Consider the following 15,315-nt stretch of genomic DNA (forward strand, 5'->3'; position numbering starts at 1 on the left):
CCATCGGCGCGGGGCTTGCCGAAGGGCTTCCCCTCAGGGCGCGGACCACCGAACGGCTTGCGGCCTTCGCCACCCTCGCCGCGCGGGCCGCCAAAGGGCTTGCGCGCCTCTCCGGGCTTGCCGGCAAAGCGCGCGGGGCGGGCATCGTCGCCCTGACCGGACATGCGGCCGCCCCCTTCGCCGGGGCCGGATTTCTTCCAGCGCGGCTTGTCGCCTGCGGGCCGGGGGCGGTCGCCGAAACCGCCAGCCGAATCGTCGCGGGCGCCAAAGCGCGGGCGTGCGCCGTCGGTGCCCGCGGGCTTGGCACCCCAGCTGCGGGCCGGGCGGTCGGACTGACCGTCGCGCGGACGGTCGCCGAAGCCGCGGCCGGCGGGCTTGCCGTCAAAGCCCGGCTTGGGGCCGAAGCGGCGCGGGCCGGCATCGCCCCCCTCGGACCGGGCGGCGCGTTCGCCGGCAGCCCCGCGGGGGCGCATCTCGCGCGGCTTGTCCTCGACCTCTCCGGTCAGCAGGCCGCCCAGCTGGTCACGCAGGACCTTGCGCTTGACCTCGGTCACCTGGTTCTTGTCCATGCCGGTCAGCTTGAACGGACCATAGCCGATGCGGATCAGGCGGTTCACCTGCAGGCCGACATGGGCCATCGCGCGGCGGATCTCGCGGTTCTTGCCCTCGCGGATGCCCACGCTGATCCAAGCGTTCGCACCCTGCTGGCTGTCCAGCTTGATCTCCATGGGGGCGAAGTCCTCTCCCTCGATGGTGACGCCGCGGCGCAGCGGGTCGAAGGTCATGTCCGAGGGCGTGCCGTTCACTCGCACCCGGTACCGGCGCAGCCAGCCCGTCGCCGGCAGCTCCAGCCGTCGCTTCAGCTCTCCGTCGTTCGTCAGCAGCAGCAGGCCCTCGGAGTTCAGGTCAAGACGCCCCACGGTCATCACCCGAGGCATGTCGCGCGGCAGCGCGTCGAACACGGTCTGGCGGCCCAGCTCGTCGTTTTCCGACGTGATTAGGCCCAGGGGCTTGTAGTACAGCCACAGCCGCGTCTCCTGCGGCTCCTCCAGCTTCTTGCCGTCGACGGTGATCCGGTCGGTGGGCAGAACGTCCAGGGCGGGACTGTCGATCTTCTTGCCGTTTACGCTGACGCGGCCCTCAATGATCATCCGCTCGGCCTCGCGCCTGCTGGCGACACCGGCGCGCGCCATCACCTTGGCGATGCGGTCGGCTTCGGTGCGGGGGGCGACCTGGGGGGCCTTGCGGTCGGGAATCTGATCGTCGGTCATGCGCGTCTCCTTCGCATCGCTGCGGGGCAAAGAGGGGTGCATACGCCCAAGAGGGCCGTGTGGGAAGCGTTTCTTTCCCCGGCTTGCGCGCCGCGCGGGGGATTGCGACAAGACGGTCATGGTCCCCTTCACCACCCATATGGCGCTTGCCCTGTCCCAAGCCCGCGACGCCGCCCTGCGCGGAGAGGTGCCGGTGGGCGCCGTCGTGACCGACCCGCAGGGCCGCGTGGTGGCCGCCGCGGGCAACCGCACGCGCGAACTGTCCGACCCGACCGCCCATGCCGAGATCCTGGCGATCCGTGCCGCCTGCGCGGCCCTGGGGTCCGAACGCCTGCCCGGTCACGAGCTGTGGGTCACGCTGGAGCCCTGCCCGATGTGCGCGGCGGCCATCTCGGCCGCGCGGATCGCCCGGCTGTATTACGGGGCGTCGGACCCGCGCATGGGGGGCGTCGCCCATGGCGCGCAGGTGTTCCGGCACGCGCAGTGCCATCATCGCCCGGAGGTTTATGACGGCCTGGCCGCGCCGGAATCACGCGACCTGCTGCGGCGGTTCTTTGCGCAACGACGGTGACGCGACCGCTTGAACCTGCCGCGCGGGCGGACTATACCGATCCCCGCGCGGGTGTTGTGTAATGGTAAGACCCTAGCCTTCCAAGCTAGAGACACGGGTTCGATTCCCGTCACCCGCTCCAATCCCTCTCATGGCATCAGACGACCGGATGAAACCGCATCACGCGGCTGCCGTCCTGCGGATCGGTCAGCGTGCTTGCCCGCACCTGAAAGACGCGCGCCAGAAGGTCCGCGGTCAGGATACGGTCTGGCGGGCCCAGGGCCACCAACCGACCGGCCTGCATCACCGCCAGCCTGTCGCAGCGCATCGCCTGGTTCAGGTCATGCAGGGCGATCACCGTGGTCAGGCCCAGGCCGCCCACCAGATCCAGGATCGCCAGCTGATGACGGATGTCCAGGTGGTTCGTCGGCTCGTCCAGCAGCAGGATCCGCGGCGCCTGCGCCAGCGCACGGGCGATATGGGCGCGCTGGCGTTCGCCCCCCGACAGAGTCGACCAGTCGCGCCCCGCCAGATGTGCCAGGTCGACCCGCGCCAGCGCCTGCGTCACATGCGCCTCGTCCGCCGGGGACCAGGGCCGCAGGGCGTCCAGCCAGGGCGTGCGCCCCAAGGCCACGGCATCGCGGACCGTGATGCGGTCCGACGTCTCGGCGCTTTGGGCGACCAGGGCGATGTGGCGGGCGACCTGGCGCGCAGGCATGGTGCGCAGCGGCCGGCCGTCCAGCGCGACCTGGCCGCCGTCGGGGCGGACCAACCCGGCCAGCATCCGCAGCAGCGTGGACTTGCCCGACCCGTTCGGGCCGATCAGGCCCAGCATCTCTGCGGGGCGGATGTCCAGGGTGACGCCGGCCACCAGGGCGCGTCCGCGCAGGCGGCGGGTCAGATCACGCGCGATCAGCATCATGACGCGGACCGCCCGCGGATCAGAATCGCCGCAAAGGCCGGCGCGCCGACCAGCGCGGTCACGACGCCGATGGGCAGGGTCTGGCCGGGTACCAGCATCCGCGCGATCACGTCCGCGGCGATCAGGAAGACCATGCCGATCAGCGCCGACACGGGCACCAGCCGCGCGTGGCGCGTGCCCACCAGGAACCGTGCCGCATGCGGGACGACCAGCCCGACAAAGCCGATCGCACCGGTGACCGACACCATGACCGCCGTGGCCATGGCGGTCGCCAGGATCAGCACGGCCTGAACGCGCCGGACCGGCACGCCCAGGGACGCCGCCGATTCCGTGCCGAAGGCAAAGGCGTCCAGCGCGCGGATGTGCCATGCGGCCGCGCCAAGGACGGTCACGGCGGCGGCCAGCGACAGGCCGACATCGTCCCACCGGACGCCCGACAGGTTGCCCAGCAGCCAGAACATGATGCCGCGCGCCTGTTCCGCACTGGCCGACCGCGCGATGATGAAGCTGGTCAGGGCGTTGAACAGCTGCGACCCGGCGATGCCTGCCAGCACGATCTGCGCGGCACCCCGCGCGCCCGGACCACCACCCGACAGGCGCGCCAACCCCACCACCAACGCAAAGGCCGCGATCGCGCCCAGCAGCGCGCCCGCCGACATCGGCACGAACCCCGCGCCGATCCCCGCCACCGCGACCGTCACGGCCCCCGTAGACGCCCCCGCCGAGATGCCCAGCAGATAGGGGTCGGCCAGTGCGTTGCGCAACAGCGTCTGCAGGACCAGCCCCGAGATCGCCAGCCCCGCTCCGCAGGCCCCTGCCACCAGCGCGCGCGGCAGGCGGTAAGCCCAGACGATACCCTGATCGATCGGGTCCAGCGGATAGCCCGCACCCAGCATCTGGTTGGCCAGCGCCTGCCAGACGGTCGAGAGGGGGATCGGCGTTTCCCCCAGGGCGGTGCCGGCCAGGGGGGCCGCCACGATCAGCAGCGACACCCACAGCCAGACCGGGGCCAAGGGGCGGCGGACGGTCGGCACCCCGACATCGGCGGTCATTCGGACAGCCCGTCCATGCCCGCCGCCAAGGCCTCCAGCCCGTCGATCATGCGAATGCCGGGATGCAGCGCCTCGGCGTCCAGGATGACGATGCGATCCCGGCGCACGGCGGTCATCCGGCGCGTGACCGGGTCCGTTTTCAGAAAGCGCAGCTTTGCCTCGACATCGTCGGCAGGAAAGCGGCGGCGGTCCATGCGCGCGATCACCAGCACCGAGGGGTCGGCACGGGCGATCGTCTCCCACCCTACGGCGGGCCATTCCTCGTCCGAGGTCACGACGTTGCGCAGGCCAAGGCGGTCCATCATCCAGGCCGGGACGCCCATCCCGCCCGCCATGTAGGGGTCCAGCGCCAGATCGGCTGAGGAGAACCAGACCGCCGCGGACGCATCCGGCAGGTCCATCGCCCGCGCGCGCTCCACGACCGCCACCTCTCGGGCCTGCAGGTCGGCGATCAGCGCCTGGCCCGCGTCCTGCGCGTCCATGACGCGCGCGATCTGGTCGATGCCGTCCCACAGCGTCGCGATGTCGAAGGGCGCAAGGCGGGTGCCGTCGGCGCCCACGCTGTTGTCCTTGCCTTGGCAGTCCGTGGGCATGACATAGGCCGGAATGCCCAGATCGGCGAACTGCCGGCGCGTGCCGACCGCCCCCTGATCCCCGATCATCCAGGCGAACATCGTCGGCACGAAGCCGGGGCGCCGGTTCACCACCGATTCAAAGCTGGGCGTGTCGTCGCTGATGCGGTCAACCCTGGCATCATCCTCTGCAAAGGCGGGCAGCACCGGGGTGAACCACAGCGCGGTCCCGGCCATCCGGTCCGCCTGGCCCAGCGCATACAGGATCTCGGTCGTGGACTGGCCGATCGACACGACGTTGTCGGGACGCGCGGGGATGGTCACTTGGTGCCCGCAATTGTCGATCACCAGCGGATAGTCGGTCGGCGCGGCAAGGGCCGCCTGGCCCAGGCCCAGCGCCACCGCGGTCGTCAGGAAGATTCTGGTCGTCATGGTCGTCCTTCATGAAACGAAGGACGGGGCTGAAAAAGGCGCAGCGGCGTCACCGGGGTCCCACCCACCTTCGCGGTCGCGTCGGATGAAGGCCGTGGATCGGCGCATGCGGTCTTTCTCCGGGGCACCCCGCCCGGGTTGGTTCAGGTCATGATGGCAGGTCTCCTGACTTGCGGGTCGCGGCCTTCCCCGCCTTCCCGGCGCAGGGGGCGCCAGTGGCATCATAGGGTCGGCTACCGCTTACAGTTGCGGGGGCAGTCGCGGATTCGGCGCCTGATGGCTACACCTCACCACGTTCCCTTTTCACCCTGCCGGGGCCTTGGCCGGCACGGGAACCATCACGGACGGAAATGCCGCCGGGTGGGGACAAAGTCAACTGCCGCGGCAAGCAGCCCGCAGCCGACCCGGCCACCACGGCCGACGCACCTGTGACACCCGCCGCTTATGCCAGCCTGATCCCGGCGACCGGTGCGCCGCTGGTCGAACGCGCTGGCGCCCTGCGGAGGAAGGAGTTGGTCGCAGTCCTTCCTGCCAGGCATTGATGGGGGGTCGGATATAGGGCGTCAGACCACCGGGCGATCCAGCGCCTGACACCGCAGGGCTTCAAACCTGGCCGGGCCTCTTTCGCCACAGGTGGCGAAGGTCCAGCCGGGGATAGTCCCGCTCGATCTGGCTGCCCCAGAACAGGCCGGCGATCGGGGCTTCGGGATGGTCAGGGTCAAGGCCATAGTCGATCTGGGCGATGCGTTCGGCCGGCATGTGCAGGGTGTATCGCAGGAACAGGAACTGCTCCAGCCAGGCGTCATGGTCCTTGTTCGTGAACAGGTCCGGACGGGGGACGGGTTCGGGGTCGTGCATGGTGGGTCAGCTTTGGGTGACGGACCCGGATCATCCGTCAATCCGCTTGCCGGTGCAACATTCCTGTCCCCGAACGAAAAGGGGGCACGCCGCATCCGGCATGCCCCCCGATCCACGGCAGGCGATCAGTAGATCGCCAGGGCCGGGAACAGGATCAGCAGGCCCACCGCCAGGATCTGCAGCCCGATGAAGGGCAGCAGGGCGCGGAAGATTTCTCCCAGCGAGATGTCCGGCGGGGTCACTGACTTCAGGTAGAAGGCGGCGGGCCCGAAGGGCGGCGACAGGAAGCTGACCTGCATGTTCATCGCGAACAGCACCCCGAACCAGACGGGGTCGTATCCCAGGCTGACGATGATCGGCACGAAGATCGGCATGGTCAGCAGCGCGATGCCGACCCAGTCCAGGAACATACCCAGCACGAACAGGATCGCCATCATGAACAGGATGATGATCGTCGGGTTGTCGCTGATGCCGGTGATCAGTTCCGACACGAAGTTGATGCCGCCCATCAGGTTGAAGACGCCCACCAGGGCAGATGCACCGATGCCGATCCAGACGATCATGCCGACCGTCTGCAGCGTCTGCATGGCCGCGCCGCGCAGCAGGCCCCAGGTGAATTCGCCGCGGATCACGGTCGAGATCAGCACGCCCGCCACGCCCACGGCGCTGGCCTCGGTCACGGATGCGATGCCGCCATAGATGGAGCCCAGCACCATGATCACGACCAGGATCGGCAGGAACAGGCCCTTGAGCAGGCGCAGCTTTTCGTCCCGCGGGACGCGGGCGGTGACGGCCGGGGGCACGTCGCCCGGCGTCAGCCAGGCACGGATCAGCACATAGGCCACATAGAGCAGCGCCAGCATGAAGCCCGGCACGAAGGCGGCCGTGAATAGGTCGCCGATCGAGACGTTCGCGGTCAGGCCATAGATGATCAGCACGATCGAAGGCGGCACCATGGTCCCCAGGCTGCCGCCCGCGCAGACGACGCCGATGGCCAGCTTGCGGTCATAGCCCTGGGCCAGCATCTGGGGCAGCGCGATTAGGCCCAGCAGCACGACCTCTCCGCCGATGATGCCGGACATGGCGGCCAGGATGACGGCCACGAAGATCGTCTGGACCGCCACGCCGCCGCGGATGCGGCCGCCGACCAGGCGCATCGCCTCGAACAGGTCGCGGGCGATGCCGCTGCGGTCCAGGATCGCGGCCATCAGCACGAACATCGGCACCGACACGAAGACGAAGCTGGACACGAAGGTATAGACGCGGCTGGTGATCAGCGGCACGACGTTCGGACCGAACCACCCGAGCGCGAAGATCAGCGTGACCAGCAGCGTGACGAAGGCCAGCGGGATGCCCGTCAGCAGCAAAAGCAGCAGCAGCGCGAACAGAAGGCCCGTCCCGGCCTCGATCCCCAGGGATTGCAGCGAACCGAAGATCTCCATCAGCGGGCTCCCTTGTGCCCGCGGGCATAGTTGACGGTCAGGATGGCGAATTGCAGGGCCATGATCGCCAGCGCCACCATCAGCAGCACCTTGAGCACGCCCGGATAGGCCGGGTTCCAGGCCGAGCCCGAGGTCTCGAGGTGAAAGCTGCCGTCGGGGCGCCAGGCGGACCGCTTGACCATCTGCCAGGCCGCCCAGGCGAAGGCGCCCGAGGACAGGCCGCAGATCGCCGAGATGAGGATGTCGGCCACCCGCCGCGCGGCGGGCGGCAGCAGGTCATAGACCAGGACGACCCGGATGTGCCGGTCGCGCGCGGTGCACAGCAAGCCCCCGTAGACGAACGAGATCGCGCACAGGAACACCGTCGTCTCGTGCGCCCAGTTCGTCGGGCGGCCGAACACGTAACGCAGCACGACCTCCTGGATCAGGATCAGCATGGCGACCACCAGGCCCAGGGCCGGGATGATCGCCAGACGGTCGATCACGCGACCCAGGCGCCCCGACTGGGGCACGGCCTCGTGTTCCTCGCGCGGAATGGCTTCGGATGCGTCCATCATGTCCTCCTCCCTGGAAGGGACCGGGCGCGGACGCCCGATCCTGCGGCGCTTACTGCACCAGGCCCTTTTCGGTCAGGTACGCGGTCAGCGCGTCATAGACCTGCTGCGCCGCGGGCGACTGTCCGGCGACCTTTTCCCATTCGCCCATCGCGATGCCGCGGAACTTGGTGCGCTCTTCGTCGGACCAGTCGTGGACGGTGATCGTCCCGCCGGCCTCGGCCTCCGCCACGGCGGCCGCGTCGGCCTCGGCCAGGGCTGCGACCTGGACGCGGGCGAAATCGCGAACCGACTGCGTCATCACCTGCTGCAGGTCCTCGGGCAGGGCGTCCCATTTCTCCTTGTTCATCGAGATCTCGACCAGGGGCATGGAGTGGAAGCCGGGATAGACCGGATGGGGCGCGACCTCGTTCAAGCCTTGGGCTTGGTTGGTCGAAAAGACGCTGTAATCGGCCGCGTCGATGACCTTCTTGTCCAGCGATGTGAACACCTCGGAGCCGGGCAGGTTCACCGGCGATGCGCCGGCGGCGGCAAAGACCGACTGGACCAGGCCTTCGGGCGCGCGGATCTTGACGCCGGCCAGATCATCGACCCCGTCCAGCGGCACGGCGCTGACCAGCGCCTCCAGGCCCGGCGTGGTGGCGCCGATGAACTGCAGGCCATAGGGGTTCATGATCTGGTTCAGCAGCTCGGCCCCGCCGCCGTTCTCGACAAAGTCCAGCATCTGCTCGGGGTCGGACCAGGCGCCGACCGGGTTGCCCATCAGACCGAAGGCCGGATCGCGTCCCGAGAAATACGACAGGTCGGTCACGTGACCGTCCAGGATGCCCGTGGCGATCGCATCCTGGGTTTCGTTATGGGCGACGATGGATTCGACCGGCAGCAGGTCGATGGCGATGCGGCCGCCGGACTTTTCCGCGACATCCGCGGCCCAGCCCTGCTGGAGGACGAAGTTCGGGTTGCCCGACGGGTCGGACGACTGGAAACGGAAGCTGTGATCCTGGGCCATGGCGGGTGCGGCCAAGGCCATCGCGGCGCTGGCCGACATCAGGAAACGGGTCATCTTGGTCATGGTGTCTCTCCTCCGGTTGAAACTAGGCGCGGGTCGGACAGGGCCGCGACCGCGCGGTCGATGATCTGGTCGGGCGGCAGCGCCACGTCGATCCACAGCGCGCCTTCGGCGGCGGGATCGGGGGGCTGCAGCGCGGCCAGCTGGCTGTCGATCAGGCTGGCGGGCATGTAGTGGTCGCGCCGTGCCGCCATGCGCGCCGCGATCAGGTCGCGGTCGCCGTGCAGGAACACGATGTCCATCGCCCCTGCCCCGGCCCGCAGCCGGTCACGATGCGCCTGGCTGAGCCCCGAGCAGGCCAGAACGGCGCGATGGGGCGTCGCACGCGTCGCCGCCGCCAGACGGTCCAGCCAGCCCCACCGCATGTCGTCGGTCAAAGGCAGCCCGGCCCGCATGCGCGCCACGCTGGATTCGTCGTGATACAGGTCCGCCTCGATGAAGCTACCGCCGATGCGGTCGGCGATGCCACGGGCCACGGTCGACTTGCCCGTGCCGCAGATGCCCATGACCAGAATCGGCCGCGCGTCCATGATGTCTCCTCCCGATGACAGCGCAATCATGGATGACAGCGCTGTCATCGGTCAAGCCCCTTTTCTTTGCGCGGCGATGGCGTAATCTTCGCGCGTCATGAACAAAACCTCGCGGATCACCCTGTCTGATGTGGCGCTGGCCGCCGATGTCAGCCCTATCACCGTGTCGCGCGCGCTGCGGGACCCGTCCAAGGTGTCGCCGCTGGCCCGCGACCGGATAGACCGGGCCATCCGCGAACTGGGCTATGTGCCGAACCCTGCGGCGCGCGCGCTGGCATCGGGGCGCACCGATATCGTGGGTGTCATCATCCCGTCGGTCAGCAACAACGTGTTCGCCGACGTGATGCGCGGCATCGACGAAGGTCTGCAGGGCAGCCCGCTGATCGTGCAGCTGGGCACCACGCGCTACTCTCCACTAACTGAGGAGCAGCTGATCCGCGTGTTCCTGTCACAGCGCCCGGCGGGATTGATCGTCGCGGGCCACGATCAATCCCCCGCCGCCCGCGCCCTGCTGGCCGGGGCGGAATGCCCGGTCGTGCAGATCATGGAGGTCGGCCCCGATCCCATCGACCTGGCCGTCGGCCTGTCGCATTTCGACGGGGCGCGGGCCGCCGCCGAGCATCTTCTGGCGCAGGGATACCGCGCGCCGGCCTTCCTGGGTGCTCAGATGGACCCGCGCAGCCAGCGCCGCCTGGCAGGGTTCCGCGCCTGCCTGGAGGCCGCCGGGCTGGGCGGCGACGATCCCGTCGTCACCACACCCGAGCCGTCCTCGGTCAGCCTGGGGTGCCGGCTGTTCGCGGATCTGATGGCGCGCCTACCGCAGACGGATGCGGTCCTGTGCAACAACGACGATCTGGCGCTTGGCGTGCTGTTCGAGGCGCGTCGTCGCAACATCGCGGTGCCCTCCCGCCTTGGCATCTGCGGGTTCAACGACCACGAGATGATGTCCGCGGCCGAACCGCCCATCACCTCGGTCGCCACCGATCGGCGGGCGATGGGCGCTCAGGCGATCCGCCTGATCCGCGCGCGCCTGGCCGGACAGGATGCGCCCCGCGGCCATGCGGTCGACCTGGGGTTTCAGCTGATCCCCCGCGCCAGCACGCGCCGCAACCGCTCCAGCGCCAATCGGCCAACCTGACGGCCCCTCTTTCGGACATGACCAGCCTTGCACATGCTGCAAAACTGCCCTTTCATGGATCGAAACGGATGGGAGGATGTCATGACCCTGAGGCCGCTTCACCGCACGCGGTTCCTGCTGACCCTGGGGGGCCTGTGCCTGGCCCTGCCCGGCGCGGTGCAGGCGCAGGCGCAGGACTATCCGCATGCGGACGAACCGATCGGCACGGTCGAGGACGTCTATGACGGCCACCTGACGCCGGACCTGGCGGTCAGCACCTTCCGCAACATCGACCGGCTGTTCCCCACCCGGGCCATCCCGGCCGGCGACACGCCCCGCGACCTGCCGGAGGCCTTGGTCGATCTGCCGGAAATGGTGACCTATCAGGTCGATGACGCAACCTATGACCTCTACGACTTTCTGTCGCTGGACAATGTCACCGGGATGATCGTGCTGAAGGACGGCAAGGTCGTCTACGAGACCTATCAGCGCGGCAACACGCCTGACACGCGCTGGATGTCGATGTCGGTGGCCAAGTCGATCACCTCGACCCTGGTCGGCGCGGCGATCGTCGATGGCCATATCGGCGGCGTGGACGACATGGTGGTCGACTACGTCCCCGCACTGGCTGGCAGCGCCTATGACGGGGTCAGCATCCGCGACATCCTGCTGATGGCGTCGGGCGTCGACTGGAACGAGACCTATACCGACCCCCAGTCCGACCGCCGCGACCTGCTGCGTGCGCAGATCGAACAGCGCCCCGGCGCTGCGATGGAGGTGATGGCCGCCCTGCCCCGCGCCCACGAACCCGGAACCCACCACACCTACTCCACCGGCGAGACGCAGGTTCTTGGCGAGGTCGTCCACGGCGCTGTCGGCAAGCCGTTGTCTGACTATCTGGCGGAAAAGATCTGGCAGCCCTATGGGATGGAGGCCGACGCGAACTGGTGGCTGGACAGCCCCGACGGGGTCGAGATCGGCGGCAGCGGCCTGTCCGCCACCCTGCGCGACTTCGCCCGCTTCGGGCAGTTCTTCCTGGAGGGAGGGGTAATCGACGGCAGCCCCATCCTGCCGGACGGCTGGACGGAGACCGCCGGCCAACCGCAGAAGCTGAAAAGCGGCGAGACGATCGATTACGGGTACATGTGGTGGCCGGGCTGGACCGAACCGTCCATCGCGGACGGTGCCTTTGCCGCGATAGGCATCCAGGGGCAGAACATCTACATCAACCCGACGCGGAACGTCGTTGTCGCGACGCACATGGCGCAACCGAAGCCCGTCGGACGCGAACCGGTCGATCCGCTGGTCGTGTTCGACGCCATCTCCGAGGCCTTGGAGTGATGGTCCCGCGGCGGTCTTTTGCCCTCAGGCCGTCACAGGAGAGCTGCGCCCGGCCATTCGAAAGCCAGACCAGGTCCATTGAAAGGAAAGGCGTATCATGATCGATGACACGGATCGAAAGCACCTGCAGCGCTGTGTCGACTTGGCATCCGAAGCGCTTGACCGCGGCAACGAGCCCTTCGGATCGGTGCTTGTGTCGTCCGAGGGTGAGGTGCTGTTCGAGGACTACAACCGCATCGGCGGGGGTGACCACACCCAGCACCCGGAGTTCGCCATCGCCCGATGGGCGGCGAACAACATGGACGTCCAAGACCGTGCCAAGGCCACGGTCTATACCTCTGGCGAACACTGTCCGATGTGCGCCGCCGCCCATGGCTGGGTGGGGCTTGGTCGAATCGTCTATGCAAGCTCTGCAGCCCAGATGACGGCGTGGCTTTCCGACCTGGGCGTCCCCGCGTTCCGGGTTCGCCCGCTGCCCATCCGCGACGTGATCAGCGATACGCCGGTCGACGGCCCTGTCGAGGAATTTGCACGACAGGTCCGCGCTCTCCATGTCCGGTCGCACATCCGCTGATTTCCAGGGGTAAGAGCCAAGGCCGACCCTCTAGCAACGTTTTGGCCCATTTATAACCAAAGTCTTTCAACGAGGGCGGTTCGCAATGACCTGCCACTTATCTTTCATCCAGTCGAGACCGGATTTCGGTTGGGATTTATGCAGGTTGGCGCGGCTTGAGCAATCGCCCGGCGCGCGGAGCCCTCATCGCGTGCAGCAGGTAGGGCAGTAGAGTTTTGGTCAGGTGCAGGGCGAAGCCTGCGGGGTTTTTGTAGCCAAGCGCGCAATGCGGACGCGCGGTGTTGTAATCGGTGACCCATGCCGCCATCAGTTCGCGGGCATGGGTGAGGGTTGCGGAACAGGGCGTCGTTCAGAAACTCGTCCCGTATCTGCCCGTTCAAACATTCTACGAAGCCGTTCTGCATTGCCTTGCCGGGCGCGATGTCGTGCCATTCAACCTTGGCCTCGGGCACCACTTCAGGATGGCGTCGGGGGTCAGCTCTGTCGCATTATCGCTGACGATCATCCCGGGCTTGCCTCGCCGTTCGACCAGCGTCGTCAGTTCCCTGGCGACACGGCGGCCCGACATCGATGTGTCGGGGATCGCGGCCAGGCATTCCCCTGTGACGTCGTCCACTACGTTCAGCACCCTAAATCGCCGCCCGCAGGCGAACTTGTCATGCGCGAAGTCGAGGGACCAGTGGGCATTGGCGCACGCCTCAATCAGGATCGGGGGCCTTGTGCCGAGCGCATTACGGCGCGCTTTGCGTTTGCGGACGGTTAACCCTTCCTCGCGGTAGAGCCGCGAGATGCCCGACAACTCCCCCTCACGCCGCCGCAGCACAAAAAGCCGCCGATACCCAAATTGGCGTCGCTCATTGACCAGATCTCGCAACCAGCCCCGCAGCACCGTTTCAAGTGCACATTGCGACTGGTAGCGCACCATTTTCCGGTCTGCCGCAGCAATCTGGCACGCCCGGTGTTACAACAGCCCAAACAAGGCTTTCAGATGCGCGACAGCCTCGCGCTTCTCGGCGGGCGTTACCATTTTTCTGACAGTAGTTCCTTCATCGCCGCCATGTCGGGCATCTGCTCTGCCACCAACTTCTTCAGCTTGGCGTTCTCATTCGGCGCTATGCGCCTCATTCCAGCGTGTTCAACCGCTTGGTCTCGGACACTGTCATCCCGGAATACTTCGCCTTCCAGGCTAAAAAAGTGCCTTCCGACATTCCATGCTTGCAGCACAGATCAGCGCACTTCGCGCCTGCCTCGTATTCCTGCAAGATCCCGATGATCTGCTGATCGCTTCGTATCGTTCCCTTCATCGTCCGTCCTTTCCTTGGGGCGGATTCTAGTCGCAGATGAAGAAAAAATCCCATGTCTGCAGAAAGCTTTTCGAGGCGCATGTATGGTGGGTGGTCGAAGAGATGCGGGACGAAGCGATCAGCGGTGCCTCGCATCTGCGGCCCGGCTTTCAGCGGCTGCACAAGGCGGTGCGGGACCGCATCTGCGATGTCATCCTGGCCGAGGCGTTGGACCGGCTTTCGCGGAATCAGGAGCATATGGCCGGCCTTCACAAGCGGCCGGCCTATCACGAGGTCAGGATCGTCACCCGGTCGGAGGGCGAGATTGACAAATCGCGGATCAGCTTCGGCGGGTTGATGTCGTCGCAATTCATCAAGCAGCTTTCCGAGAAGACAGGCCGCGGCCTTGAGGACAGGCAAATCGGGCGGTGGCAACAGCTACGGCTACCGGGTCCGGAGTGGCTTCGACGCGTGCGGCACGGTGATCACGGGCGAACGGCACATCGACGACGGCGAGGCTACCGTGGTGCGTCGGATCTTCACGGATTACGACAGCGGCCTTTCGGCGCAGTCGATCGCGGCGGCGCGGAACGCGGAAGGCGTGGCACCACCCCATAGCAGCGGGACGGGCTCGGGCTGTTGGGGATCATCGACCCTCCAGGGCAACTGGCGTCGCGGCACGGGGATCCTGAACAACGAACTCTATGTCAGGGTGCGGGTCTGGAACCGCCAGAGCTTTGTGAAGGACCCCGACACGGGCAAGCGCTAGGCGCGTCTGAACCCGCCGGAGATGTGGGTGACGACCGAGGTGCCCGAACTGCGTATTATCGACGCGGTGCTGGGGGACCGGGTGAAGGCACGACAGGCCGGCATCCGCGAAGCGATGAACCCCGCCGGGGTCAACGATGCCCGCCTGGGGCCGGAATGCGCGAGGCGACCAGCGTACTTGCTGTCGGGTCTGGTGCGCTGCGCGTGCTGCAGACAAGATACTTGATGATCGACGGGACGCGCCTCCGCTGCAGCGGGGCGCGCAACCGCGGCGCGGCGGTCTGCACGAACCGGGCAACGATCGGACGCGAGGACCTGGAAGACCGGGTCCTGGGCGGGCTGCACGATCAGCTGATGCATCCGGAGTTGTTCGCGGCCTTCGTGGAGGCCGGCCTATTGGCTGGCCTTCAGCAAGGCCAGCGGGTGACGCCGCAGCGGTCATGATGCCGCCCACAAGGAGCTCTGGCGCAGACCGGGGCGAAGATCACGAGACTCGTGAGCGCGATTGAGAATAGGATGTATCACCCGTCGATGACGGCGAAGGTGGAGGCGCTGGAGGGACGCAAGGCGGAACTGACCAGGATGATGGAGGAAACGCCCTCACTCCCTGCCCTGCGGCTCCACGCGTCCTTGGGCGACCGCTACCGCCAGGAGATCGGGCGGCTGGCGGAGGCGCTGCAGAGGCCGTCCACGCGGCCTGTGGCGACGGGGATTTTGCGGGTTCTGATATGTAAAATCCGGATGGTGCCGGAGGCCGCTGCGCCGGGCGCCCATGGTTTTCCCCGTTTGGGCGAGCTTGCGGGGATCCTCGGCCTTGCGGAGGGCTAGGCCGGGATCGATCGCCCTGACATAACGAAGCCCCCGCGAGTCGCGAGGGCTGTTTGTTCGCCCGGGTCTGTTTCTTTGGTTGCGGGGACAGGATTTGAACCTGTGACCTTCAGGTTATGAGCCTGACGAGCTACCGGGCTGCTCTACCCCGC

The 15,315-nt window shown here is 67.5% G+C and carries 17 protein-coding genes, 1 tRNA gene, 2 pseudogenes and 1 riboswitch; of the genes and pseudogenes, 10 read left to right on the forward strand and 10 right to left on the reverse strand.

From position 1 onward, the window contains the following. A partial coding sequence (locus FHD67_RS20970) for a pseudouridine synthase (RefSeq protein ID WP_246071345.1) occupies window positions 1–1,271 on the reverse strand: 1,271 nt, incomplete at its 3' end. Window positions 1,272–1,389: 118 nt separating this feature from the next. Between FHD67_RS20970 and FHD67_RS18530 the strand changes: the two genes are divergently transcribed. Further along, window positions 1,390–1,842 (forward strand): nucleoside deaminase, encoded by a 453-nt coding sequence (locus FHD67_RS18530; protein WP_046001124.1) that lies wholly within the window; start codon window positions 1,390–1,392, stop codon window positions 1,840–1,842. A 47-nt stretch (window positions 1,843–1,889) separates the two neighbouring features. Next, a tRNA-Gly gene (locus tag FHD67_RS18535) sits at window positions 1,890–1,963 on the forward strand. Between the two features lie 15 nt (window positions 1,964–1,978). Here FHD67_RS18535 and FHD67_RS18540 read toward each other — a convergent pair. The 8 genes from FHD67_RS18540 to FHD67_RS18575 all read right to left on the reverse strand — a co-directional run bounded on the left by FHD67_RS18540 (window position 1,979) and on the right by FHD67_RS18575 (window position 9,252). Next, window positions 1,979–2,743: an ABC transporter ATP-binding protein gene (locus FHD67_RS18540; RefSeq protein WP_046001125.1), complete on the reverse strand. Its 765-nt coding sequence runs from the start codon at window positions 2,741–2,743 to the stop codon at window positions 1,979–1,981. After that, window positions 2,740–3,795 (reverse strand): FecCD family ABC transporter permease, encoded by a 1,056-nt coding sequence (locus FHD67_RS18545; RefSeq protein WP_046001126.1) that lies wholly within the window; start codon window positions 3,793–3,795, stop codon window positions 2,740–2,742. The genes FHD67_RS18540 and FHD67_RS18545 overlap by 4 nt, the downstream gene beginning before the upstream one ends. Then, window positions 3,792–4,799 (reverse strand): ABC transporter substrate-binding protein, encoded by a 1,008-nt coding sequence (locus tag FHD67_RS18550; protein WP_139599626.1) that lies wholly within the window; start codon window positions 4,797–4,799, stop codon window positions 3,792–3,794. Before FHD67_RS18550 ends, FHD67_RS18545 begins: the two co-directional genes overlap by 4 nt. 138 nt (window positions 4,800–4,937) lie before the next feature. Continuing rightward, a riboswitch (cobalamin riboswitch) is annotated at window positions 4,938–5,154 on the reverse strand. A gap of 248 nt (window positions 5,155–5,402) precedes the next feature. Then, a complete protein-coding gene (locus FHD67_RS18555) occupies window positions 5,403–5,657 on the reverse strand; it encodes a hypothetical protein (RefSeq protein ID WP_046001128.1) in 255 nt (84 codons plus the stop codon). A gap of 125 nt (window positions 5,658–5,782) precedes the next feature. Continuing rightward, a complete protein-coding gene (locus tag FHD67_RS18560) occupies window positions 5,783–7,099 on the reverse strand; it encodes a TRAP transporter large permease (RefSeq protein ID WP_045982566.1) in 1,317 nt (438 codons plus the stop codon). Then, entirely contained in the window at window positions 7,099–7,656 is a 558-nt protein-coding gene (locus tag FHD67_RS18565) for a TRAP transporter small permease subunit (RefSeq protein WP_045982565.1), read from the reverse strand. The genes FHD67_RS18560 and FHD67_RS18565 overlap by 1 nt, the downstream gene beginning before the upstream one ends. A 49-nt stretch (window positions 7,657–7,705) precedes the next feature. Continuing rightward, window positions 7,706–8,725 carry a TRAP transporter substrate-binding protein gene (locus FHD67_RS18570; RefSeq protein ID WP_046001129.1) on the reverse strand — a complete coding sequence of 340 codons (1,020 nt, stop codon included), beginning with the start codon at window positions 8,723–8,725 and terminating at the stop codon, window positions 7,706–7,708. After that, entirely contained in the window at window positions 8,722–9,252 is a 531-nt protein-coding gene (locus FHD67_RS18575) for a gluconokinase (protein WP_198143176.1), read from the reverse strand. Before FHD67_RS18575 ends, FHD67_RS18570 begins: the two co-directional genes overlap by 4 nt. A gap of 97 nt (window positions 9,253–9,349) precedes the next feature. On the opposite strand from FHD67_RS18575, the gene gntR reads away from it, so the two are divergent. From gntR to FHD67_RS18590, 3 genes are all read left to right on the forward strand, one after another. Continuing rightward, the gene (gene gntR, locus FHD67_RS18580; protein WP_046001131.1) at window positions 9,350–10,390 is read left to right on the forward strand and encodes an HTH-type transcriptional regulator GntR; all 1,041 of its coding nucleotides are present in this window, start codon (window positions 9,350–9,352) and stop codon (window positions 10,388–10,390) included. A gap of 81 nt (window positions 10,391–10,471) precedes the next feature. Further along, window positions 10,472–11,710, forward strand: a complete 1,239-nt coding sequence (locus FHD67_RS18585) for a serine hydrolase domain-containing protein (RefSeq protein ID WP_139599627.1) — start codon at window positions 10,472–10,474, stop codon at window positions 11,708–11,710. A gap of 97 nt (window positions 11,711–11,807) precedes the next feature. Next, window positions 11,808–12,284, forward strand: coding sequence for a nucleoside deaminase (locus FHD67_RS18590; protein ID WP_139599628.1), 477 nt, complete (start codon window positions 11,808–11,810; stop codon window positions 12,282–12,284). Between the two features lie 104 nt (window positions 12,285–12,388). On the opposite strand, the pseudogene FHD67_RS18595 reads toward FHD67_RS18590, so the two are convergent. After that, window positions 12,389–13,588 (reverse strand): annotated as a pseudogene (locus FHD67_RS18595) (IS3 family transposase). Between the two features lie 102 nt (window positions 13,589–13,690). Here FHD67_RS18595 and FHD67_RS21235 point away from each other — a divergent pair. The 5 genes and pseudogenes from FHD67_RS21235 to FHD67_RS18615 all read left to right on the forward strand — a co-directional run. Further along, window positions 13,691–13,897 (forward strand): annotated as a pseudogene (locus FHD67_RS21235) (recombinase family protein); the annotation flags it as partial. Between the two features lie 76 nt (window positions 13,898–13,973). Then, window positions 13,974–14,336, forward strand: a complete 363-nt coding sequence (locus FHD67_RS18605; protein ID WP_139599630.1) for a recombinase family protein — start codon at window positions 13,974–13,976, stop codon at window positions 14,334–14,336. 27 nt (window positions 14,337–14,363) lie between these two features. Beyond that, window positions 14,364–14,561, forward strand: coding sequence for a hypothetical protein (locus FHD67_RS20590; protein ID WP_176695201.1), 198 nt, complete (start codon window positions 14,364–14,366; stop codon window positions 14,559–14,561). Further along, window positions 14,561–14,779: a hypothetical protein gene (locus tag FHD67_RS18610; protein ID WP_176695202.1), complete on the forward strand. Its 219-nt coding sequence runs from the start codon at window positions 14,561–14,563 to the stop codon at window positions 14,777–14,779. Before FHD67_RS20590 ends, FHD67_RS18610 begins: the two co-directional genes overlap by 1 nt. 72 nt (window positions 14,780–14,851) lie before the next feature. Beyond that, a complete protein-coding gene (locus FHD67_RS18615; RefSeq protein WP_139599632.1) occupies window positions 14,852–15,163 on the forward strand; it encodes a hypothetical protein in 312 nt (103 codons plus the stop codon). The last annotated feature ends 152 nt before the right edge of the window (window positions 15,164–15,315 follow it).

Source organism: Paracoccus haeundaensis (assembly GCF_006239215.1).
Taxonomy (GTDB): domain Bacteria; phylum Pseudomonadota; class Alphaproteobacteria; order Rhodobacterales; family Rhodobacteraceae; genus Paracoccus; species Paracoccus marcusii.